This is a genomic window from Jejuia sp. G7-7 (genome assembly GCF_055808955.1).
Map to the genome: position 1 here is coordinate 2,013,881 of NZ_JBVVSZ010000001.1, position 22,687 is coordinate 2,036,567.

The 22,687-nt window shown below is 33.7% G+C and carries 21 protein-coding genes and 3 pseudogenes; 13 read left to right on the forward strand and 11 right to left on the reverse strand.

Going from position 1 to position 22,687, the window contains the following annotated elements:
• The first annotated feature begins 80 nt into the window (after positions 1-80).
• The gene (locus AC0L5U_RS09930) at positions 81-530 is read left to right on the forward strand and encodes a Na(+)-translocating NADH-quinone reductase subunit F (RefSeq protein ID WP_473416095.1); all 450 of its coding nucleotides are present in this window, start codon (positions 81-83) and stop codon (positions 528-530) included.
• A gap of 99 nt (positions 531-629) precedes the next feature.
• Here AC0L5U_RS09930 and nqrF read toward each other — a convergent pair whose 3' ends face one another.
• Genes nqrF through AC0L5U_RS09960 form a run of 6 tightly spaced genes read right to left on the reverse strand, consistent with a single transcriptional unit; the run spans position 630 to position 6,678 of the window.
• Positions 630-1,937: an NADH:ubiquinone reductase (Na(+)-transporting) subunit F gene (gene nqrF, locus AC0L5U_RS09935; RefSeq protein WP_473416096.1), complete on the reverse strand. Its 1,308-nt coding sequence runs from the start codon at positions 1,935-1,937 to the stop codon at positions 630-632.
• A gap of 1 nt (position 1,938) precedes the next feature.
• Positions 1,939-2,658: an NADH:ubiquinone reductase (Na(+)-transporting) subunit E gene (gene nqrE / locus AC0L5U_RS09940; RefSeq protein ID WP_473416097.1), complete on the reverse strand. Its 720-nt coding sequence runs from the start codon at positions 2,656-2,658 to the stop codon at positions 1,939-1,941.
• Between the two features lie 43 nt (positions 2,659-2,701).
• A complete protein-coding gene (locus AC0L5U_RS09945) occupies positions 2,702-3,346 on the reverse strand; it encodes an NADH:ubiquinone reductase (Na(+)-transporting) subunit D (RefSeq protein WP_473416098.1) in 645 nt (214 codons plus the stop codon).
• Position 3,347: 1 nt separating this feature from the next.
• Positions 3,348-4,094: a Na(+)-translocating NADH-quinone reductase subunit C gene (locus tag AC0L5U_RS09950; protein WP_473416099.1), complete on the reverse strand. Its 747-nt coding sequence runs from the start codon at positions 4,092-4,094 to the stop codon at positions 3,348-3,350.
• Between the two features lie 2 nt (positions 4,095-4,096).
• A complete protein-coding gene (locus AC0L5U_RS09955; RefSeq protein ID WP_473416100.1) occupies positions 4,097-5,323 on the reverse strand; it encodes an NADH:ubiquinone reductase (Na(+)-transporting) subunit B in 1,227 nt (408 codons plus the stop codon).
• Positions 5,323-6,678, reverse strand: coding sequence for a Na(+)-translocating NADH-quinone reductase subunit A (locus AC0L5U_RS09960; RefSeq protein WP_473416101.1), 1,356 nt, complete (start codon positions 6,676-6,678; stop codon positions 5,323-5,325). The genes AC0L5U_RS09955 and AC0L5U_RS09960 overlap by 1 nt, the downstream gene beginning before the upstream one ends.
• A gap of 163 nt (positions 6,679-6,841) precedes the next feature.
• Between AC0L5U_RS09960 and AC0L5U_RS09965 the strand changes: the two are divergent.
• The 3 genes and pseudogenes from AC0L5U_RS09965 to AC0L5U_RS09975 all read left to right on the forward strand — a co-directional run bounded on the left by AC0L5U_RS09965 (position 6,842) and on the right by AC0L5U_RS09975 (position 9,181).
• Positions 6,842-8,090 (forward strand): annotated as a pseudogene (locus tag AC0L5U_RS09965) (type IX secretion system plug protein).
• A gap of 84 nt (positions 8,091-8,174) precedes the next feature.
• Positions 8,175-8,561, forward strand: coding sequence for a Co2+/Mg2+ efflux protein ApaG (gene apaG / locus AC0L5U_RS09970; RefSeq protein WP_473416102.1), 387 nt, complete (start codon positions 8,175-8,177; stop codon positions 8,559-8,561).
• A gap of 203 nt (positions 8,562-8,764) precedes the next feature.
• Positions 8,765-9,181, forward strand: a complete 417-nt coding sequence (locus tag AC0L5U_RS09975) for a Dabb family protein (RefSeq protein ID WP_473416103.1) — start codon at positions 8,765-8,767, stop codon at positions 9,179-9,181.
• A gap of 3 nt (positions 9,182-9,184) precedes the next feature.
• On the opposite strand, the gene AC0L5U_RS09980 is transcribed toward AC0L5U_RS09975, so the two are convergent.
• From AC0L5U_RS09980 to AC0L5U_RS09995, 4 genes are all read right to left on the reverse strand, one after another.
• Entirely contained in the window at positions 9,185-9,577 is a 393-nt protein-coding gene (locus AC0L5U_RS09980) for a VOC family protein (RefSeq protein WP_473416104.1), read from the reverse strand.
• Between the two features lie 109 nt (positions 9,578-9,686).
• Positions 9,687-10,109: a DUF6695 family protein gene (locus AC0L5U_RS09985; protein ID WP_473416105.1), complete on the reverse strand. Its 423-nt coding sequence runs from the start codon at positions 10,107-10,109 to the stop codon at positions 9,687-9,689.
• 89 nt (positions 10,110-10,198) lie between these two features.
• Positions 10,199-10,678 (reverse strand): hypothetical protein, encoded by a 480-nt coding sequence (locus AC0L5U_RS09990; protein WP_473416106.1) that lies wholly within the window; start codon positions 10,676-10,678, stop codon positions 10,199-10,201.
• Positions 10,671-11,393 carry an NRDE family protein gene (locus tag AC0L5U_RS09995; protein WP_473416107.1) on the reverse strand — a complete coding sequence of 241 codons (723 nt, stop codon included), beginning with the start codon at positions 11,391-11,393 and terminating at the stop codon, positions 10,671-10,673. The genes AC0L5U_RS09990 and AC0L5U_RS09995 overlap by 8 nt, the downstream gene beginning before the upstream one ends.
• A gap of 151 nt (positions 11,394-11,544) precedes the next feature.
• Here AC0L5U_RS09995 and pruA point away from each other — a divergent pair.
• The 3 genes and pseudogenes from pruA (at position 11,545) to AC0L5U_RS10010 (ending at position 14,924) form a co-directional block, all read left to right on the forward strand.
• Positions 11,545-13,172 (forward strand): annotated as a pseudogene (gene pruA, locus AC0L5U_RS10000) (L-glutamate gamma-semialdehyde dehydrogenase).
• Between the two features lie 211 nt (positions 13,173-13,383).
• Complete coding sequence (locus tag AC0L5U_RS10005) at positions 13,384-14,037, forward strand: DUF5004 domain-containing protein (RefSeq protein ID WP_473416108.1); 654 nt, start codon at positions 13,384-13,386, stop codon at positions 14,035-14,037.
• Between the two features lie 491 nt (positions 14,038-14,528).
• Complete coding sequence (locus tag AC0L5U_RS10010; RefSeq protein ID WP_473416109.1) at positions 14,529-14,924, forward strand: hypothetical protein; 396 nt, start codon at positions 14,529-14,531, stop codon at positions 14,922-14,924.
• A gap of 106 nt (positions 14,925-15,030) precedes the next feature.
• Here AC0L5U_RS10010 and AC0L5U_RS10015 read toward each other — a convergent pair whose 3' ends face one another.
• Positions 15,031-15,717, reverse strand: coding sequence for a GNAT family N-acetyltransferase (locus tag AC0L5U_RS10015; RefSeq protein ID WP_473416110.1), 687 nt, complete (start codon positions 15,715-15,717; stop codon positions 15,031-15,033).
• A gap of 187 nt (positions 15,718-15,904) precedes the next feature.
• Here AC0L5U_RS10015 and AC0L5U_RS10020 point away from each other — a divergent pair, with 187 nt between their 5' ends.
• From AC0L5U_RS10020 to AC0L5U_RS10045, 6 genes and pseudogenes are all read left to right on the forward strand, one after another.
• On the forward strand, positions 15,905-17,293 hold the full coding sequence (locus AC0L5U_RS10020; RefSeq protein ID WP_473416111.1) for a tetratricopeptide repeat protein: 1,389 nt from the start codon (positions 15,905-15,907) through the stop codon (positions 17,291-17,293).
• 206 nt (positions 17,294-17,499) lie between these two features.
• On the forward strand, positions 17,500-19,920 hold the full coding sequence (locus AC0L5U_RS10025) for a CehA/McbA family metallohydrolase (protein ID WP_473416113.1): 2,421 nt from the start codon (positions 17,500-17,502) through the stop codon (positions 19,918-19,920).
• A 69-nt stretch (positions 19,921-19,989) separates the two neighbouring features.
• Entirely contained in the window at positions 19,990-20,337 is a 348-nt protein-coding gene (locus AC0L5U_RS10030) for a YciI family protein (RefSeq protein ID WP_473416114.1), read from the forward strand.
• Entirely contained in the window at positions 20,337-21,596 is a 1,260-nt protein-coding gene (locus AC0L5U_RS10035) for an RNA polymerase sigma factor (RefSeq protein ID WP_473416115.1), read from the forward strand. Before AC0L5U_RS10030 ends, AC0L5U_RS10035 begins: the two co-directional genes overlap by 1 nt.
• 213 nt (positions 21,597-21,809) lie before the next feature.
• Positions 21,810-22,250: pseudogene (locus tag AC0L5U_RS10040) on the forward strand (DUF3500 domain-containing protein); the annotation flags it as partial.
• On the forward strand, positions 22,132-22,656 hold the full coding sequence (locus AC0L5U_RS10045; RefSeq protein WP_473416116.1) for a DUF3500 domain-containing protein: 525 nt from the start codon (positions 22,132-22,134) through the stop codon (positions 22,654-22,656). The pseudogene AC0L5U_RS10040 and the gene AC0L5U_RS10045, both read left to right, overlap by 119 nt.
• Positions 22,657-22,687: the final 31 nt, after the last annotated feature.

Sequence of the window (22,687 nt, forward strand, 5' to 3'; positions counted from 1 at the left end):
ACCTACTTATGAAAATTTTAAGAGTAATTTCACAGTTGATTCTAATATTTTTATTAATTTGAAAGTAAAATTTATTGCTCATGACAACTACTCCTCGTTTAGAAGCAGCTTTAAAAAAGCTTTATACTGCTTTTCATAATGATGAACTAAATCCTGAATGTTGCAAACAATGCGCAGTTGGAAATATTTTGGATAGAACCGATAGTTGGAAACACTTATCAGATACTCATGGTACTTTGGAGTTGAACTATGTTGGTAAAGTACATCAAAATTTGGGGCGAAATTTTAATGGTTATTCGCCTTTGGAATTACTTAAAATTGAAAATCTATTCCTGAATGCTTGTGGCTTTCAATTGCCACTTCATTATAAAAATAGTAAACCTGAAAACCCTACTAATAAAGATGTTTTATTCAATGGACTTTCAGCAGTTATAAATTATTTATGCGAATTGGATGGTGCTTCTAATGTTATGGATTACACTATATTATTCGAATTAGAAAATGAGAAATCAAGTTTTGAATTAGTTTAAAATAACATCATTAAAGACATAAAAAAACCAACTCAAATTGAGTTGGTTTTAATTTTATATGAGATGCTAAAATAAATTTAGCATGAAAATGTTTAGTGTCTATCCTCCAAAGTCATCAAATCTGATATGCTCATCTGGTATTCCAAAATCTTCACCCATTTTCTGAACTGCTTTGTTCATTAATGGAGGTCCACAGAAATATAATTCAATATCTTCTGGAGCTTCATGCTTGCTTAAATAGTTATCTATTACACAATTGTGAATAAACCCAACAAAGCCATCTCCAGGCGCATCAATATCTTCTTTTACTTTCCAATTATCTTCTTCCATAGGTTCAGATAATGCTAAGTAGAATTTGAAATTAGGAAACTCTTTTTCTAATTGCTCAAAGTGATCTAAATAAAATAACTCACGCTTAGAACGTCCACCATACCAATAGGTTACTTTTCTACCTGTTTTTAAAGTTTTAAATAAATGGTATAAGTGAGAACGCATTGGCGCCATACCAGCTCCACCACCTACATATAACATTTCACTTTCAGACTCGTTAATGAAGAACTCTCCATAAGGACCTGAAATAGTTACTTTATCACCTGGTTTTTGGTTAAAAATATAAGATGAAGCAATACCTGGATTAACATCCATCCAGCCGTTTTTAGCACGATCCCACGGCGGACAAGCCACACGAACATTCAACATAATTTCGCGCCCTTCAGCAGGATAAGAAGCCATAGAATAAGCACGTTCTATAGTTTCAGTATTCTTCATTACTAAAGGCCATAAACCAAATTTATCCCACTCTGTTTGGAATTTATCTGGTGTATCGTGTTCTTCTGGATGCGCTGTAATATCCATATCAGAATACTTAACTTCACATGGAGGAATTTCAATTTGAATATATCCACCAGCTTTATAACCCATATCTTCAGGAATTTCAACAACAAATTCCTTAATAAATGATGCTACATTATAGTTACGCACAACAGTTGCTTCCCACTTTTTAATCCCAAAAACTTCTTCTGGAATGGTAATATCCATGTCCTGCTTTACTTTAACCTGACATGATAATCTAGCACCATGTTGTAATTCTTTTCTTGAAAAGTGAGGTGTTTCCGTTGGAAGCGCTTCTCCTCCACCAGATAAAACATGACATTCACATTGAATACATGTACCACCACCACCGCAAGCAGATGGTAAAAATATTTTTTGAGCACCTAATGTAGACAGTAAACTACCCCCAGAAGCTACCTCTATTTCTCGTTCGCCATTAATCGTAATCTTAACTGGTCCAGATGGCGATAATTTTTGTTTTACAAAAAGCAATAAACTAACTAGTACTAGCGTAATTAATAAAAACGCTACAACCGTTGCTATAATCGTTCCTGTTGTTCCTGCTGCTAAAATCATACTACTCAATTATTTTAGTGTTATCAGCTAATTCCTTAGCTTTTTCAGTTTCTAATTTCTCAACCTCTATAGACATATCTGCAGCTGGTTGCTCTTCTTCATCTCCACCAGTTAACATTCCTCCAAAACTCAGGAAACCAATTCCCATTAATCCTGTAATGATAAATGTAATTCCTAATCCTCTTAAAGGTGCTGGTACATTGCTGTAACGTATCTTCTCACGAATTGCAGCAATAGCTAAAATTGCTAAAAACCAACCAATTCCTGAAGAAACACCATAGTTAAATGCTAAGCCTAAAGTTTCAATTTCACGAGATTGCATAAATAATGAACCTCCTAAAATAGCACAGTTTACGGCAATAAGTGGTAAAAATATTCCTAATGAATTATATAGTGAAGGCGAAAATTTCTCTACTACTATTTCTACTAATTGTACCATGGTTGCAATAGTTGCAATAAACATGATAAATGATAAGAAACTTAAATCATAATCGGCATACTCTTCTCCTAACCAAGATAATGCTCCTGGTTGCAATAAATACTGATCTAACAACCAGTTTAAAGGTACTGTAATTGCCAATACAAATATTACTGCTGCACCTAAACCAACTGCTGTTGCAACTTTTTTAGAAACGGCTAAGTATGAACACATTCCGAGGAATACTGCAAATACCATATTATCAATAAAAATCGATTTAAAAAACAACTCTATGTGTTCCATTTTATTTTTTTTAATTCTTTTAAGAAAAACTGAAGAGGATTTTTTAATCCTCGATTAATGCTTTATTTCTACTACGTTGTACCCAGATTATTAAACCAACAACAATTAATGCCATTGGAGGCATTAACATAAACCCGTTGTTTTCATAGCCAATAGCATACACTCCTGTTTTCTCAATAGGATCTCCTAATACAGGGAAACCAAATAAAGTTCCTGAACCTAAAAGTTCTCGGAAAAATCCAACTATGATAAGAATAAGAGCATATCCTAAAGCATTACCAATACCATCCAAAAATGATTTCCATGGTCCATTTGCTAAAGCAAAAGCTTCAAAACGACCCATGATGATACAGTTTGTAATAATTAAACCAACGAAAACTGATAACGTTTTACTTAACTCATAAGCAAAAGCTTTCAATACTTGGTCAACAATAATTACCAATGCTGCAACTACAATAAGCTGAACAATAATTCTGATTTTTGAAGGAATGATATTCCGCATTAAAGAAATAACTACGTTTCCTATACCTAATACAAACATTACCGCTATACCCATTACCAAAGAAGCTTTTAGCTCCGCTGTAATTGCTAAAGCTGAACAAATACCCAATACCTGAATAGTAATTGGGTTATTATCCGCTAACGGGTCTGTGATTAACTTTGCGTCTTTTTTTGAAAGTAGTCCCATATTATTTTAACGTTTTGAAGTAAGGTAAGTATAGTTTTAAATCTTTCTTTATCATCGCCGAAACACCATCTCCAGTAATTGTTGCACCAGCTAACGCATCAACTTCATGATCATCTTTTATATCGTTTTTAGGATCGTTATTTCCTTTAGCGACAGAAATACCTTTGAAAGCACCTGACTCGGTTAATAAACGCTCTCCATAAAAATCATCCATAAAATAGCGTTGTTTTATATTTGCTCCTAAACCTGGAGTTTCTCCTGCATGGTCAAAAAAAGCACCTTTTACAACCATTTGTTTGTCCAGAGCAACATAACCCCAAATAGCGTCCCAAAGCCCTTTACCTCTTATTGGAGCAATGTAAAATGTTTCACCATCCTTTTCTCCAACAAATAAAGGTAAACGTCTTGTTCCTCCATTTTTAGCTTTTGCCTGTTCTTTTTTAATATCTATTAAGTACGCCTCATTATCTTCTTTAGCAATGCCATTTTCAATAACCAATTGTTTCTTAATGTATTCTGAAAATTGATCTGCAACTTTATCAGTTCCAACAAAAGTAATATCTCCTGTACCTTCATTTCCATTTACACCCATAGCATACAAAATATTCTGCTGCTTTTCCATACGTTTATTCTCATCTATATTAGGTCTTAAAGATGCTGCTGTAAACGCTAACAACGAACCTACAACCAGTACCATTGCTACGGCAAAAATTATAGTATATGAATTTTTATCTGTGTTAACTGCCATAATTATGCTGTTTTAACTTTTAAACGTTTCATTCTTTTCTTCACGTTTCCTTGTACCACATAATGGTCTATTGTTGGTGCAAATACATTCATCAACAGAATTGCCAACATCACACCTTCTGGGTAAGCTGGATTGAATACACGAATCATAATAGAAAGAAATCCTACTAAGAAACCATAAATCCATTTTCCTTTATTAGTTTGGGATGCTGTTACAGGATCGGTAGCCATAAATACGGTACCAAAAGCAAAACCACCAATGATTAAATGTTGCCAGAAAGGCGTACTCATTAATCCGTAGAAATTACTACTTTCAGTAATCCATCCAGAAGCTACAACTTGATTGAAAATTAATCCCATTACAACTGCTCCAATAGCAGAAGATAACATGATTCTCCAACTTCCTATTTTAGCGAATATTAAAAACAAACCTCCTAAAAGAATTAATAAGGCTGAAGTTTCTCCAACCGAACCAGGTATAAAACCTAGAAACATATTTATGACTTCATGTCCAGCCTCATTACCTTGAGCCAAACTACCTAATATAGTCTCACCAGAAATAGCATCAGGTTGAGCACCAGCTGCTAAATCCTGTACTCTAGGGTCTGCGCCATGTACCCATACTTTATCACCAGACATCCAAGTTGGATAAGCAAAGAATAGAAAGGCTCTAATGGTTAATGCCGGGTTTAAAATATTCATCCCAGTTCCTCCAAATACTTCTTTTCCTATAACTACACCAAAAACAACTGCCACAGCTAACATCCATAATGGGATATCAACTGGCACAATTAATGGCACTAACATTCCTGTTACTAGATAGCCCTCTTCCACTTCGTGCCCTTTGATTACAGCAAAAATAAATTCAATTGCTAAACCAACACCATAAGACACAATTACTAATGGTAAAATTTTAACTAAACCAACCATAAAGTTATCTAAAGTCCAAAACTCTGCACTAAAAAACCCTCCAGAGACAGCTTGAATTTCTCCAATAGCTAAATGATGCTGATAACCTGCATTAAACATACCAAACAATAAACATGGCACCATTGCCATAATTACTGTGTTCATAGTACGCTTTAAATCGTCAGCTGCTTTTATATGAGTACCATTGTGAGTGGTCTCATTTGGCAAATACAAAAAAGTATGAAGCGCATTAAAAGCCGGAGCCATTTTTTTATTGCGATACTTTCTCTTTAAAATATGTAATCTTGTTTTTAAATTCATTACCCTATCTCTTTAAGCATTAAATCCAAACCTTGTCTTATAATTTTTTGATGTGGTTGTTTAGACACACATACAAATTCTGTCAATGCAAAATCTTCAGGTGCAACTTCATACATCCCTAAAGCTTCCATTTCATCTAAATCTTGATACATACAAGCTTTTAATATTTGCATTGGAAATATGTCTAATGGAAAAACTTCCTCATAAGTTCCTGTTGTAACAAAAGCACGATGCTCACCATTTGTATTGGTGTTTAAATCGTATTCTTTCTTAGGGTTTAACCAAGAAAACGTCAAGGCTCTAGACGTAGAAATTTTATTAAATATTGGTTTGTTCCACCCAAATAATTCATAATCATCTCCTTCTGGAATAATAGAAATTACATTACTGTAATAATCTAAATACCCGTCTGGCTTTATCTCTTTACCTGATAATACATTACCAGAAATAATACGTGCATTTGCCTTTTTCTCAATACCCTTGTCATAAATCATAGTAGCAACTTCGCTACCTAATTTAGTTACAAAATATCTAGGAGCACTAACTTGTGAACCAGCTAATGCTACAATACGCTCTGCATTAAACTTACCTGTTAACAGTAGCTCACCTATAATTACTAAATCTTGAGCATTAACTGTCCAAGCTACTTCTCCTTTGTTTATTGGGTCTACTTTATTAATTAAAGTCCCCACATTTCCCGAAGGATGCGGCCCAGATACTTTATGAAGAGTAATACCTGATAATCCAGCTAATGGAGAACTAGAGTTTTTTCCAACTGACACATGAACTTTACCTTCAGTTAGTTTACCTAATGCTATAACTGCAGCTTGTAATTCAGCTTCTTTGCCTTGCAATGTAAAATCCAAATCTGCTGCTAAAGGTGCACTTGCATATCCTGAAATAAAAATTGCTTTTGGCGTATTATCTGGATTAGCAATAACATCATAAGGTCTTTGCTTTACAAATGGCCAGCAACCTGAAGCCAATAAATGAGCTTTAACATATTCAGCATCAGCAGATTCAGCATTAAACTTTCCATTATCTTGAAAAGTTTGCGATTTATCTGCTTGAATTTTTACCTCTAAAATTTTACGTTTTGCACCACGAGCAATGTCTATAATTTCACCAGAAACTGGAGAAACAAACTTTACGTTTTCGTTAGATTTGTCATAAAAAACAGGTTCTCCTGCTTTTACTTTTGCACCAACTTTAGAAATTAATTTAGGAATAACGCCGTGGAAATCTTCAGGTCTTAATACATAAAAGTTGCTTAAAACTGCATTTTCAGTAGTTTTTTCAGCTTCACCTTTAAGATTAATGTCTAGACCTTTTTTAATGCGAATGTCTTTTGACATATTTTTTCTCTATTAGAATTAGTTGTCTAAAAATCGGTGCAAAAATACGAATAAATACCAAATTAGTTCTTCAAATAAAGACTCACTCTTTTATTTATATTGATTCTAAATAACAACGATTTAATAGGCATGAATTTTGATTATCTTTACAAAAAACAATTGCATGCAGTTTAAATTTTTATTCGTTTTATGTCTTTCTATCCTTTGTTTAAACATTCAAGCTCAGGTTCAAGAAGTAAATCCACCCGATTATATAAAAACAATTACTTTTAAAAGTACAACTAGTGATTTAGGAGAGTTACCTATTTTAAAATTAGGCGAAACATTTTATCTAGAATTTGATGCACTTGTTAATAACGAACCTGATTTTTATTACAAAATTGAACATTACGATTATAATTGGAAAGAATCCGTGTTAGTTAGAACCGAATTTTTATTGGGTGTTGATAATTTTAGAATTCAAGATTATCGTAACTCCTTCAACACCTTTCAGTTGTATTCACATTACAGATTAACAATTCCAAATCAACAAACCAAAGCTCTGAAAGTTTCGGGAAATTATGTGATTTCTATTTTTGATAGAGACGATCAATTGGTATTTTCCAGAAAATTGATGATTTATGAAGACATTGTTACTCCGGGTATTCAAATAAAACGCTCCAGAAATGTAAAAACGATTCAAGAAATGCAAACCGTTGATATTGAGATTTCAACAAACTCTCAAATTAACAACCCACAGCAAACCATTAAAACGTTAATCATTCAAAATAGAAATTTAAACACAGCCATTAAAGATGTTAAACCCCAGTACACATTGGGCAATAAACTCATTTATCGTTATACAGACAAAACTGCATTCCCAGGGGAAACGAATATTTGTTTTTGAAAACAAAGATGTTAGAGCAGCTGCTACAGGCGTTCAACGTATTGCACTTAATGATGTTTACCATAGCTACTTATACACCGATATTCCCAGAGCAAATCAACCATACACCTATAATCCAGATATAAACGGACAATTTAAAGTTACAGCCATAGACCGAGACGATGTTTCTATTGAAGCCGATTACACCGAAGTTCATTTTTCACTACAATATCCAGAACTCCTTAATGGGGAGAGTATTTACGTTTATGGCAACTATAACAATTATGCTTTAGATGATTACAATAAAATGATTTACAACCCACAACGTGGTATTTACGAAACCATGATCACTCTAAAACAAGGATTCTACAATTACAAATACATAGTTTTAAATGCCGATGGCACTTTAGATGAAGGGCGTATTGGGGGCAACTTCTGGCAAACCGAAAACAACTACAAAGTACTGGTCTATTATCGTGATTTAGGCGGCCGATACGACAGAATTATCGGTTTCAACGAAGTTTCATCGATAAATATTACCAATTAGTCCCTATTTAACGCTTTTTTTAGACACCTAACATTTAAAATTGTTATTTTAGCGACGCAAAAGCATTGTATATCAATCTTTAACATGGTTCAACAAGTTACAAAAGGTATAAAAATTTCAGTCGAAACCAATTTCGAAGGCTCGTTTTATAAAAACTATAAAATCCAATACGCTTTTGGCTACACCATAACCATAGAGAATCAAAGTAAGGACTCTGTGCAACTCTATGCGCGCCATTGGGAAATTTTAGATGCACTTAATAACATAGAAACCGTTTCAGGCGAAGGTGTTATCGGCAAAAAACCTGTGCTAAAACCAGGTGAATCTCATACCTATACATCAGGATGTTTACTAACATCTCCATTTGGTGCTATGCAAGGGCATTACAATATGGTAAATTTCACAACTACCAAAAAGTTTCAGGTTACCATCCCTACATTTAAATTGAGTGCACCATTTGCAATAAATTAATTTTTTTATTTGGGCGTTACCACAAAACTCGGGCTTTACTTATTGGTTTCTATTTAATATTTATTGTATTAGAGAATATAAATATTTCACTACTCAATACCTCCCTCGTCGAGGATTTCAAACATGCCGTTCAATCCCTAACGGAACAAAAAACAGTTAAGATTTTTATCTATCTTAGCCTTATACATATTTAAACCCATGACATGAAAATTTATACTTTTTTAATAGTTATTACTTTTTTGGCTTATAGCTGTACTGATAAATCCAAACAAGGTTCAGATAAAACTACACAAGTAGTTAAAACAGAAGAAGCAACCAAACAACTGCGACATGTAGTATTATTTAAATTTAAAGATTCTGTTTCATCTGCAGACATAAAAAAAGCTGAAGATGCGTTTGCTGCACTACCATCAAAAATGTCTGGAATAACAGATTTCGAATGGGGTTTAAATAATAGCCCTCAAGATTTAAACAAAGGTTTTACACATTGTTATTTTATAACCTTTGATGGCGAAAAAGGAAGAGATATTTACATGCCGCACCCAGCACATTTGGCATTTGGCGATCTATTAAAACCTATCCTAGAAGATGTTTTAGTAATAGATTACTGGAATAAATAAAATTTAAAATCGTTCTTCAAAAAGAAACAAAACAATACCATTTGGGTCAACTACAGAAAAGCTTCTGTGTCCCCAAGTTTGATCCACTAAATCTTCTTTAAACTCAATATCTTTTTGTTTGTATTTTTCATAAAGATCTGTAGCGTTATCAACTTGTAAACATGCAAAAACACCTTGTGGTTTTCTATAATCGAGACCTTTAATTTTATAACCATTAGTTGGCATTAACATTACCTCAATTGTACCAACACCAGCCTTTAAAAGTGCACCTTTATCATTCTCATCCCTATCCCAAGAATACAATATTTCAAGTTCCATTTTATCTCTGTAAAATGCTATAGTTTCATTATATTTTTCAGTAAAATAGGTTAATCTAAATGCACCAGGGCTTTTCATCTCTTTTGGTTTTTGTTCACATCTAAATTAAAAAGAATTACTATAAATAAGTAGACAAAACAATCACAATTAATTATCAACAAATAGAATAAACTTAAGAAAAGAAAAACTACGCTTTAAGTACAAACTTATAAACGTTCTCGCCTTGTTGAATATTAAAAAATTTACAATTAGAGTAATGCACAAATTCATAAGGCAATTCATAATTAAAAGCAACATCTTCAATTGTAAAAAGTGCATCACAATCAATATTTCCATAAGGAGAAATACGTCTAAATCTGTATTCTGTAGCTTTATCAGTTTTATATAATTCAAACCAAGCACCAGCTGCTATACCAGAGAGCCATTGCGCTTTAGTATCTAAACCTTCAACAGGTTTAGGCTCTAAAGTACCTACTAAATTTATTTTATGATCTTTTAGCCTATCTAAAAAATAACGCACATTCTCACTTCTTTGAGAACCTTTAAACTCAGAGATGATGCCTTTTTCAGAAACTTCATATACATAATTCTCTGTATCTGCTAAAAGCACATTTCCAACCGTACTTGGTGTAAACCATTTAGAATTTTTAAGATCTTTTTTAATTTTAGAATCTGTAACTGAAGCAATTAAAGCATCTGTTACAAAACGCGCACAATTACAAGCTTTTTTAAAAAGGCAGCATAACGTATAAAATGTTTGTTTTGCATTTTGGTAATATGCATTCTGGCTTTTTTATAATCCACCGCATTACAAACCGAAGCTACTAATTTACCATCGCCATGAGTCAATTTTGGATGAGTACTTAGGAATTCTAAAATAGCATCAATATTAATAATTGTATCATTTTCTATGATAGCTTTCAATGGAAAATCTAATTCGTTATCGGTGTCTTTTCCACGAACTCGTCCATTTGGTTCAGGTGTGATGTAGCGTCCAAAATCATGATATTCGAGAATTCCAGTAGATTTATCAATCAATACTAAAGCAGCATGACCAGCCCGTAAATAATTCTTTTTACCAACACCAAGAAATCTCAAATATGGAGAGAACCATTCTTCTGAAACCATAACAATAGTTTCAGGATATCCCATGGTTAAAATAATGCCTGTATTATCCATTAACAACCTGTGGAATATTGAATGTTTTGGCAGTAACTACGCTGGTTTCAAGATTTTCATAACGCATCCCAACAGCATTGTCTTGTTTTTCAACTTGGGTAATACTCGTCGTTTTCACAAAACCACGATTCATTATCACACCATAATCTAGATTTTCTTCATCTTTAGTATTATGAAATTCAAGTAAAGTTTTAGCATTAATATCACTAAAAGCTTCAAAATTCTCAAACCATTGTTGACGTTCTCGTTGCATACCTTCAGAATATAATGTTGAAGATGACCAAATCATAGCATCTAAAGGTAATTGAATAAAATGTTTGTAAGCACCATCCCAAACCAATTCGTAGAATTTCAATGTAGCGTTCCAATCAACAATTACCATCGTAAAAGGCTCTATATTATCAAGATCATAAGTTTCAATAGTTTTCACTATATCTTCAGCAACCATAAAATCATTAGCTACAACACCTCTACTTTTTCTGTAACTTGTTTCTCTTTCATGTTTTACAAAACCGCCATTTAGCACACAAACTACACGGTTTTTTTCACTAACACCAATCCAAGTACCTCCCATTTTGTCTTTTGGAAACAAAACCTGAGTATCATTTATGTTATAAAATTCTGGAGTTAAAGACACCCGCTCTGGCGCTTCATCTCTGTTTGAAGTTAAAATAAAATTGTTTTTTCCCTGAGGAACAAGAGTTACAGTACACATAAAAACAGTAGTCTATTCTGGATGCGCCAACTTACAAAAAATAAATAAATTTTAACGAGATTTTAAGGAAAGTCGTCGTATACTAATCATTAAATTATTCGTAAATTTGTAGCCAATTCATTGAAAATTTTTTAACAAAAATAAGCAAATCATGGGAAAAGGCTTTTTTAATGTACCAATTGCGGTTAACGAACCCGTAAAATCTTATGCTCCTGGATCTCCAGAACGCCATACTGTTCTTAAAACTTATAAAGAACTATTTAATAGCACAATTGATGTGCCTTTATATATTAATGGCAAACATATAGAAACTGGAACAACCAGAACCATGTCGCCACCTCACGACCATAAACATGTGGTTGGAACCTACCATTTAGCCGAACAAAATCACATAGATGATGCTATTGCAACTGCTTTAGAGGCCAGAAAATCATGGAGCCAAATGCCATGGGAGCAACGTGCAGGTATCTTTTTAAAAGCTGCTGAATTAATTGCAGGACCATATAGAGCTAAAATAAACGCTGCAACTATGATTGCGCAATCAAAAACGATTCATCAAGCTGAAATTGATGCGGCTTGTGAGTTTATAGATTTCTTACGTTTTAATGTTCAGTTTATGACTGACATTTATATGGAGCAACCCGAAAGCACAAGTGATGCTTGGAACCGTATAGAATACCGCCCATTAGAGGGTTTTACATACGCCGTTACACCATTTAATTTTACTGCTATTGCTGGAAATTTACCAGCGTGTATGGCCTTAATGGGTAATGTTGTGGTTTGGAAGCCTAGTGATAGCCAAGTGTATTCGGCTAAAGTAATTATGGATGTATTTGAAGAAGCTGGCGTACCACCTGGTGTTATAAACGTTGTATTTGGAGACCCTGTGATGATAACCAATACCGTTTTAGCAAGTCCAGATTTTTCTGGATTACACTTTACAGGTTCTACATATATATTTAAAGAACTTTGGAAACAAATAGGAAATAACATTCACAACTATAAAACCTACCCAAGAATTGTAGGGGAAACTGGCGGAAAAGATTTTATTGTGGCGCACAAATCTGCAAACCCAAAACAAGTGGCTACGGCAATTGCTCGTGGTGCGTTTGAATTTCAAGGTCAAAAATGTAGTGCTGCCTCTAGAGCTTATATTCCAAAAAGCATCTGGAATGACGTGAAGAATTTTGTTTTAGAAGATGTAAACTCTTTTAAAATGGGTTCTCCAGAAGATATGAGTAATTTTATTACCGCTGTAATTCATGAAGGCTCTTTCGATAAACTAGCGAAATATATTGATGGTGCAAAAGCAGATAAAGATGCAGAAATTATAGTTGGCGGCAATTACGATAAAAGCAAAGGGTATTTTATTGAACCCACAATTATTGTAACCAAAACCCCAAAATACACCACCATGTGTACAGAACTTTTGGCCCAGTAATTACAATTTACGTATATGAAGATGATGCTTACGCGGAAACTTTAAAACTTGTAGATGAAACCAGCGAATACGCTTTAACTGGTGCTATATTAGCAAAAGACAGATATGCAGTAACACAAGCAACAGAAGCTTTACAAAATGCAGCTGGAAATTTTTATATAAACGATAAGCCAACTGGCGCAGTTGTAGGACAACAACCATTTGGAGGCGCAAGAGCATCTGGAACAAATGATAAAGCAGGTAGTGCACAAAACTTATTACGTTGGGTATCGCCAAGAATGATTAAGGAAACTTTTGTAACTCCTACGGATTATCGTTATCCGTTTTTGGGCGAGTAACAAATTTCTTTGACTTATACTGAAGTTATTTCAGTAAAAAACATCTCAAAACATTAAAATCCTGATAGTTTTCTATTGGGATTTTTTCGTTTTTATGTAGGAAAAATAAATTATCTTTACGGGATATCAACGATAAAAAACTTAACATATCCTGATTCATTTACGGGATATGAAACATAAAAGTAACTATATATCACGTTGTCTATAATTTATGAAAACACTATTGCTAACATTAATATTTTGTCTTTTTAATTTGACTTCGACCGAAATTATCGGAAAATATCAAATCGAAAGCGAATTGTCATTTGATTCGCTCGAATTAAAAAAAGATGGAACATATGAATATCAATCTCGTGGAGACAGTTGCTGGACTTGGTCTGACTTTTCAGGCACTTGGGAATTGAAAAACAACGAATTGACGCTTTTTCATAATTACTCATATCAAGAGGAAACAACTGAATACTTCGAAAAACTGAATAAGTTTTCCAGAGATTTTGTCATATTCGAGGTTACGGATAATTACGGAAAGCCTATATCTGAATTTGAAGTGAAATATTCAATTAGTTATAATAAATCTCAAATCAAGCAAACCGATAAAAATGGAATTATAAAATTCGACAAATATGATATTGTTTCTCGCGGAAATGAAAATGTCGGAATTCAAATTAAATATCTAACAAACGGAAATGAAACTTCTCAAAGTACAACAGTAAATGGGAAATCTGACCGAATTATTTTGAGAATTAATAGCGAGCCAAAAACAATTGAAAAAAACGAGAAATATCGTTTCGAATATAAAGATGGAAAACTAAAGTCGGTTGAATTTCCATATGTTGACAAAACAAGCACATATAAAAAACTATAGACAACAACGGCTATAGTTCATTACGACTGAAATTCCTAATCGGAATTTCAAGCCTTTTTGCTAAATTTATGGCTACGGCGGAATGATACTCGCTTACCATTCCGTAACGAAACCATAGCCAAAACCGTTGCCAACAATTATGAAAAAAAATCGACAGTAAAGAAATATTAGTAAGTAGTGTAAAATCAATTTTTGGTGCAGTTCCCTTTGCTGGAACAGCTTTAAACGAATTGATATTTGACTATCGAACTAACTTAAAGCAAAAACGATTAAATAATTTTGTTGAAATACTGGCTGAACATTTTACTGACAATCAATACATCAATTTAGAGAATATTAAGACAGAAGATTTTAGTCATTTATTTGAATCTATATAGACAAGAGTTGTTAAAACAAAATCAAAAAACAAACTTATTCGATTTAAGAATATTTTAATCGAAGAATTAAAAAATCCGACTGAAAAACTTGAATACGTTGACCTTTTTTTAGACTTGATTACTTCACTATCTAAAAAAGAATTAATTGTTCTTTATTATCACAAAAATTTCGATAGCACTTATGACAAAGAATTAGAGGAATTAACTAAAGCAATTGACAATAGAAAAAGAGAATCTATAACAATCGGAACTTCAAAATATCATGAGGAAATTATAGAAGTTGAAGCAAAGAGAAAACCAATAAGAGCGAGACACGAGGAATTAAAGAAATACAGAAAAGCAAGTCATTATGAACTGGAAGACAAAAAGTTTTTCTTTTACAAACAAAGACTATATTCTAAAGGACTTCTTTGTGACAATGGAATGGGAAGAATTGGAGTAAGGCCTTTTGAAATGATGAGTATTATCGAATTTGGAACTGAATTTATTGAATTCATAATGAAAGAATAAAAAACTGTTGCAACATGCGGATATAACATATAAGAAGTAGTAAATTCTGAATAATTTAGTTGAAAAACCTATAATTAAAGGCGATTTAAGATTCCACAAACAACTACTACTTCCTGTGAAAATACCACCAATTCATAGCTCTTGTTAATTTGTACCCAAGTTGCTCGTAAAGTTTAATAGCACCATTTCCTTTTGTAGTATGTAAAATTGGGTGTTTTCCAATTTTTAAAATCTCGTTTGTGGTGTGGGTTACTAATTGTTTTGCTAGTCCGCGACGTATATAATCTGGATGTGTAACTACAGCACTTACTTCAATAAAATTATCGGTTTGCATGCGTTGTCCTGAAATAGATACGAGTTTATCATCTTTAAAAATACCGAAGTACTCCCCCATTTCAAAGCTTCGTTTTTTATAATATCCTGGCATAACAAGCCATACTAAATCGTAAATTTCATCGATGTGTTTTTCAGTTAAAGGCACAATAGTTTCTGTAATTTTATGAGGCATAAAATTTTCCAACACCATCTGTATGCCTTCAATTTTTCGATCTAAAATCACAACATTTACATCAAAAGTTGGGGTTTGGTTTTCAGTAACTAGAAAAAAACTTTCTTCCAACATTGCATAAGCATTTAGTGCTTCTGCAGTTTTAGAAGCATCTTCAAAAGCACCAAAAGGACAAATATCTGGATGATAAAATTTTACACCATCATAGTGTATTGAAAACTTATTATGAGTTTCATTTAATGCATTCCAAACAGGGTTTTCAAGTGTGAGTTTAAAATTATTCATTCCTTTTTTTGATGTTTCTAAATTAGATAATTTCTAGGAGTTACCTCATCATATTTCTAAAGTTTTCAATCCAAAAACATGAGACTTGGCATATTTATTGTGCGTTATTTCCTTTAATCACAATGCTTTCTTTTCTGAAAATTTGGACTAAAAACACAGCTATTACTAACAATAAATCCTATTCCACATGAAAACTAACCTTACGTTGTTATTTATTGTATTATCCATTGGTTTTAATTTCATTTTTGCTCAGGACACTAACGAATGTATAAATCAACTTTCAATATTTCATCAACATGCGAAAATTAAAAATTATGATACTGCTTATGAACCTTGGTTGTATGTTCGTAATAATTGCCCAAAACTAAATATTGCCATTTACAGCGAAGGGGAAGATATTTTAGAAGCAAAAATTAAACAAGCTTCCAACGAAACTAAAACAGATTTTATCAATGATCTATTAAAATTATGGAAACAAAGAGGAGAAAATTTTCCTAACAAAACTGAAATAGGGAAATATGCTGCAATGGAATGCCAATTAAAATATGACCATAAAAGTGTATTAAACATTACAAATTCTGAACTCTACAATTGTTTTGACGACACTTTTAAGGCAAACAAAACTACATTTACAAATCCAAAAAGCTTATATAGTTACTTTTCATTGATGGTTGATTTGTATGATCTTAAAGTTAAATCTGATGAAGAATTATTTAATAAATATGATGACATTACCGAAAAAGTTGAAGCAGGCATAAAAGATTATTCTGAAAAACTTAACGTGTTAATAGCTAAAGAAGACAGCGGACAAACACTAACAAAGAAAGAGCCTCAATATAAAAAGTTTTACGAGGCCAATTTGAAATTTTACAGCCAAATTACAGAAAGCATGGATGCGATGTTAAGCATTAGAGCCAATTGTGATAACTTAATACCGCTATATGAAAAAGGTTTTGAAACTCATAAATCTGATGCGGTTTGGTTAAAGAGAGCTGTAAATAAAATGCACCATAAAGGGTGTACAGGTGTAAAACTTTATGAAGATCTTGTTATTGCTTATGACGAAACAGCGCCATCGGCAGATACTAAATATTTTGTTGCCACAGTTTTATTTAAAAATGGTAAAGAAAAAGATGGCGAAGATTATTTAAGACAAGCCTATGAACTTGAATCTGATCCTTACAAAAAAAGTAACTTGGCCTATAATATTGGAATTTTACTAAAAAACAAAAACAGATTTAGTCAAGCTAGAATCTATTTTAACAGGGCTTTAAAACTCAACCCTTCTAATGGAAAGCCACATATATCAATTGCTTGGATGTATAATAAGAGTGCTAAAAATTGTGGCGATTCTAATTTTAATAAAAGAGCTGTGTATTGGTTAGCAGCAAATGAAGCTGAAAAAGCCTCGCGTTTTGACCCTACCCAAACAAAAGTTGCTACTCAAAACGCAGCCAGTTATAGAGCAAAGGCACCAACTAAACAAGAAATATTTATTGAAGGTGCTTCTGGTAAAACTATTAAAATTGGGTGTTGGATTCAATCTTCTGTAAAAGTACCTACCATAAAAAATTAGTGGCATTACTTTGAGATTTTTTGATTTATGGCCACTAATTCCGCGTTAGGGATTGCAGAGGAAAGCCCACAGCCCGACGCAGGAGGTGCGAGGACTTGTAACGTAAAGCCCGACCCTTGTGGTAACGCCCAAATTATTTTTCAGAAAAACCACAATAAAAATCTTCTTACCTTAGTGATTCACTTTTTTATTTGACTAAGCGTACTATGAAACATTATTTATTTTTTACTGCTTTGTGCGTTTTGAGCGCGCAATGTGTGGTTGCACAATGGGGCAATAGATACCCAAAGGTGGATGGTTTTGGGCACCATGTGTATTTGGAGGGTTACGAATTGCCTGTCTTGAATTCAGGACCTACAGATCCTGCGCCTTCGCCTACAGAAAATACTGTAGTGTTTTCGGCTAAAGGCTGGTTGTGGTTGATGGATTTAAATAGTAATGTGGCTCGAAGAATTACGGTTTCGGGCGATATGGATTCTAGGCCAAATTGGTCTCCCGACGGCAAAACTATTGTTTTTGTACGCGATACGGGTTTGGATACTAAAATTGTAATGCTAGACTTAGCACAACAGAAAGAATCCATTTTGGTGGATACCAAAGCGTTGGATTTAGACCCCATATTTTCTATGGATGGAGCTTCTGTATATTATGCTTCGGCAGATGAGGGGTCTTTGGATATTTGGAAGTTAGATTTAGGGACAAATACAAAAACCTTACTTACAAAATCTGGGAATTTAGAGCGTTTACCTATTCCGATAAATGCGGATTACATGATTTACTTGAAGAAAATGGGTTTTTCGTATGACTCGATTGAACTGGTAAATATTAATAAAAATGAATCGATGGCTTTGGCGGAGGAGAATTTTATGTCGCAAGCATCGTTTTCATTGAGTTCAGATCAGCGCACTTTAGTTTACACATGGCCACAGGGCGATAATTACGAGTTACGTTTGCTAGATGTATTACATCCTGAAAGTAATTTATTGTTGACTAAGAGTAGCAATTTACCACTAAGTCCAAAATTTAGTAGTGATAGTAAATGGGTGTATTATAGTGAAACCAATGCTGATGAACATTCTGAATTAAAACGAATAAGTAGTCATGGTGGTTCGCCGGAAACTTTAAATATTAAGACTTGGGATTGGAATGCGCCAACTGGCAAACTTACTCTTACAAGTAAAGTAGATGGTAAAACTAAGCCTGTGCGTATGAGTATTGTGGACGCTTCTGGACACCCTATAATTCCTAATTCTGGTATTGTACATTCTGAGGGGCAAAATGGAATGGTATTTTTCTATTGTGATGGAGAAGTTGAAATTGAAGCACCTTTTGGAGCCCTAACTATTACTGCTGTGCATGGTTTATCAACTGTAAAAACTGTAACCAAAGTAAATTTGGCATCTGAAAGTGAGAACGCAGAAATTAATTTAACGACCATTTGGAACGCGCAGGCAAATGGCTGGTATTCTGGAGATAATCATTTTCATTTGAATTATGGTGGCACTAATCAGTTAGACCCATCGGATATTGTATTGGATTTAAAAGCTGAAAATGTGGATGTGGCTTTTCCGTTATTAGCAAATTTAGGTAATCGCTTTTTAGAACGTGATATTTGGGAATGGGATCGTGAAAAAACACCTTTAATCCAGTTTGGACAGGAAGTCCGCTCTCACTTTTTAGGGCATTTAGGCCTATTAGGCACAAAAGATTTGTTTTGGCCATGGGTTTGGGGACCAAGATATGATGTTTACGGACGTGATGATCGTTTGAATGCTGAACCTTTAGAGTTTGCCAGAAGCCAGAATGCTCTGGGAGGCTATGTACATCCTGTGAGTGTACGAGATCCATTTAGTGAAAGTGGTGCAAGACGCATCCCTATTGAATTGATTGCCGATTGTGTTTTAGGAAAAAGTGATCTAATTGAAGTAGGTTGTTTATGGTCAGACGAAATTGGAACTGCTAATCTTTGGCATGAAATTTTGAATATTGGCGAACCTTTAGCCATTTCTGGAGGAAGTGATGTGATGAATGATTTGTACAGAACTATGGCCGTTGGCGTAACTCGTGTTTACGTGAAACCCGATGGCGATATTAGTATTTCGAGTTATTTGGATGCCCTAAAAAACGGAAAAAGCTTTGTAACCAACGGACCTCAAATTGTTTTTGAAGTTAATGGAAAAGAGGTTGGAGATGTGATTAGCACAAATACTAAAAAAGTAAAGTGGACACTTGATGTACATTCTCCTACGCCCTATGAAACTGTTGAAATATTTGTAAATGGCGTTGTAGTTTGGTCTAAAAAAGGTAATACTAAGGCAGGCTCTAAAACTTATAAAGGCAGTATAGAAGTCCCAAAAGGTGGTTGGGTTACAGCTAGAGTTTCTGGCGGTATTGTAGAATGGCCACTTATGGATAGTTTTCCGTTTGCTGAGAGTAGTCCTGTTTGGTTTAATGCAGTAGGTAGTAGTGATACTGAAGCATTAAAAGCTTCGGCTACTAGATTATTACGCTTGTTAAAAGTTTCGACGCAACGCTTGAAGTCTGGGTATGGAGATAGTCCTATTCCAAAACTTGAGTGGCATTTTAAAAAGGCACAACAGCATTTACAAACACTTATTGAAAAATAAATTTAAATTTTTTGTCCCCTTACCTATTTTGACAAACGTCTTACAGATATAACTTTAAAACATATAATTATGAAAGAATTTATGATGATTTTCTTAAAAGCAGATTACATGGAATTAGGGCTTTCTCCAGAAGAATTACAATCACGTATGGGCAAATGGTTTGCGTGGCACGACAAAATGACCAAGGCAGGTATTGTAAATCATGGTAATGCATTAACGCCACAAATTCGTCGTGTTTCTGGTAAAGACCGAACTGTTACCGACTTGACCGCTGCCGAAGTAAAAGAGATTATTGGTGGTTACTATGTTGTAAAAGCCAAAGATTTTAACGCCGTGCAAAAAATTGCCGAGGATTACCCTGATTATGATTTGGATGGCGTTGTTGAAATTCGTGAAATTATGGTTTTTGACCAATAATGGAACAACACCATATAGACCATCTTTTCCGCCACCATAGCGGAAAGATGGTTTCTGTTTTAACCCGGATTTTTGGACTAAAACATCTTGATATTATTGAAGATGCAGTACAAGACACCTTTATAAAAGCTAGTTTAAGTTGGCGTAACAAACAACCAGAAAACCCAGAAGCTTGGTTAACAAAAGCTGCAAAAAACAGGGTTCTTGATATTTTTAGAAAACTAAAAACTGCGCAAAAACACCTTCCAAACATCAATCAAGGTACGGACAGCATTGCCATAAACGATTTGTTTTTAGATACTGAAATTGAGGACGCCCAACTAAGAATGATTTTTACAGCTTGCCACCCAAAACTAGACCCAAGAGACAGGATTTCGTTTGCCTTAAAAACAGTTTCGGGGTTTAGTATAAAGGAAATTGCTTCGGCGTTATTGGCCAAAGAGGAGACTGTAAAAAAGCGTTTATCTCGTGCTAGAAAGGCCATCCAGAATTCAAATATTCAATTTAAAATTCCGCAAGGAAAATCCCTAGAACCCAGATTAGAGAGTGTTATGGAGGTGCTTTACCTCATATTTAACGAAGGGTTCCATTCCAATAAAAAAGAAATTTTAATTCAAAAGGAACTGTGCGGAGAAGCGATTAGGTTGACTCAAATGCTGTTAAAAAACAAATTGACCAGAACATCTGATGCATATGCCCTTTGTGCCTTAATGTGTTTTCACGCATCGCGAATTGAAAGCAAAACCAATACAGAAAACGAACTTATAGACTTAAAACATCAAGACCGTAGCACATGGTATTTTCCCTTAATTAAATTAGGTCATACCATGATGCATAAAGCTGTAGAAACTGAAGAATTCTCCTGTTATCATTATGAAGCAGCAATTGCCAATGAACATTTAAAAGCTCGCCATTTTGACGATACTAATTGGAAAAATATACTACATTGGTATCAATGTTTACACATATTGCAACCCATGCCTTCGCACCTACTTACCATGGCAGTTATTTGTTTACAAACTAAAAATCACAAACTTTCTGAAAGCTATTTAAAACAGGTAAAACCAGAAGATTTAGGACAACGTATGTATCTTTTCTATGGCGCAAAAGCTGATTACTATGTTGCCATCAACAATAAAAAAGAAGCATTACAACACATTGAGCTTGCTATAAAGCATGTGACTAACGATTTGGAGAAATCTTTCTTGATTAAGAAAAAAATAAAATCCTTAATAAAATATCTTAATCACTACTTCTGATTAAAATTTTCGTTAGTTTTATAAATCATTCAAAGTTTATATTTAACCAATCAAACTATTATGAGACTATTGTTTTTTCTATTATTTATAACCTCATTTTCCTTTTATCTTCTCAAACCAAAAAAAACCTGTATTAGAGTTCATTAATACCCTTACAAAAGAGCAAAAAGTAAAAGCGGTATTGGATTTCAATAATGAAAAAAAACCAAATGGCACTATTTGCCGCATAGTTCGTTTGCCCGAGAAGGCATCTCTATTAAAGAACTACAACCACTACAAAGAAAACTATTAAATACGTTATTAAAATCTTCTCTTAGTGCATCAGGTTACAACACAACTTTAAAAATCATGGATTTAGAGAATGTTTTAGCCGAATTATCTAATGACTATATTTACAGAGACTCAAAAAAGTATTATATTACCTTCTATGGAAACCCTGAGAAAGACAAGTTATGGGCCTGGTCGTTTGAAGGGCATCATGTCTCATTAAATTTTACCGTTTTTAAAGAAGAAACATATCTTGCACCACGTTTTTTTGGAGCAAATCCTGGAGTTATTATCCAAGGTAAAAGAAAAAGGCGAACGTCTTTTTATTACCGAAGAAGATTTAGGTTTAGAACTCATAACTTCAATGACCCCAGAACAGCAGAATAAGGCAATTATTAATGCATCTGCTTATCCTGATATTATTAGTAAAAACAACTCTAAGGTAAGTCCTTTAAAAACAGAAGGCATCCCATTCTTAGATCTTAACAAACAACAACAAAGTTTATTGATAAACTTAATTTACACCCATTTATCTGATAGGATAAAAGAACGTTCTATTAAAATAATGGCAAAAATAAAAGCGGAAGAACTTGAAAGCGTTTATTTTGGATGGGCTGGAGAAACATCCATTAAAAAACCCCATTATTACAGAATTCAAGGAAAAACATTTTTAATAGAATTAGATAACACACAAAACAATGCTAATCACATTCATATAGTATGGAGAGATTTTGATGGCGATTTTGGTAGGGATTTAATCCAAAAGCATTATGAGACTTCTCATCACCATTAAATTTTTTACAACAAAACAACTTATATTTCGT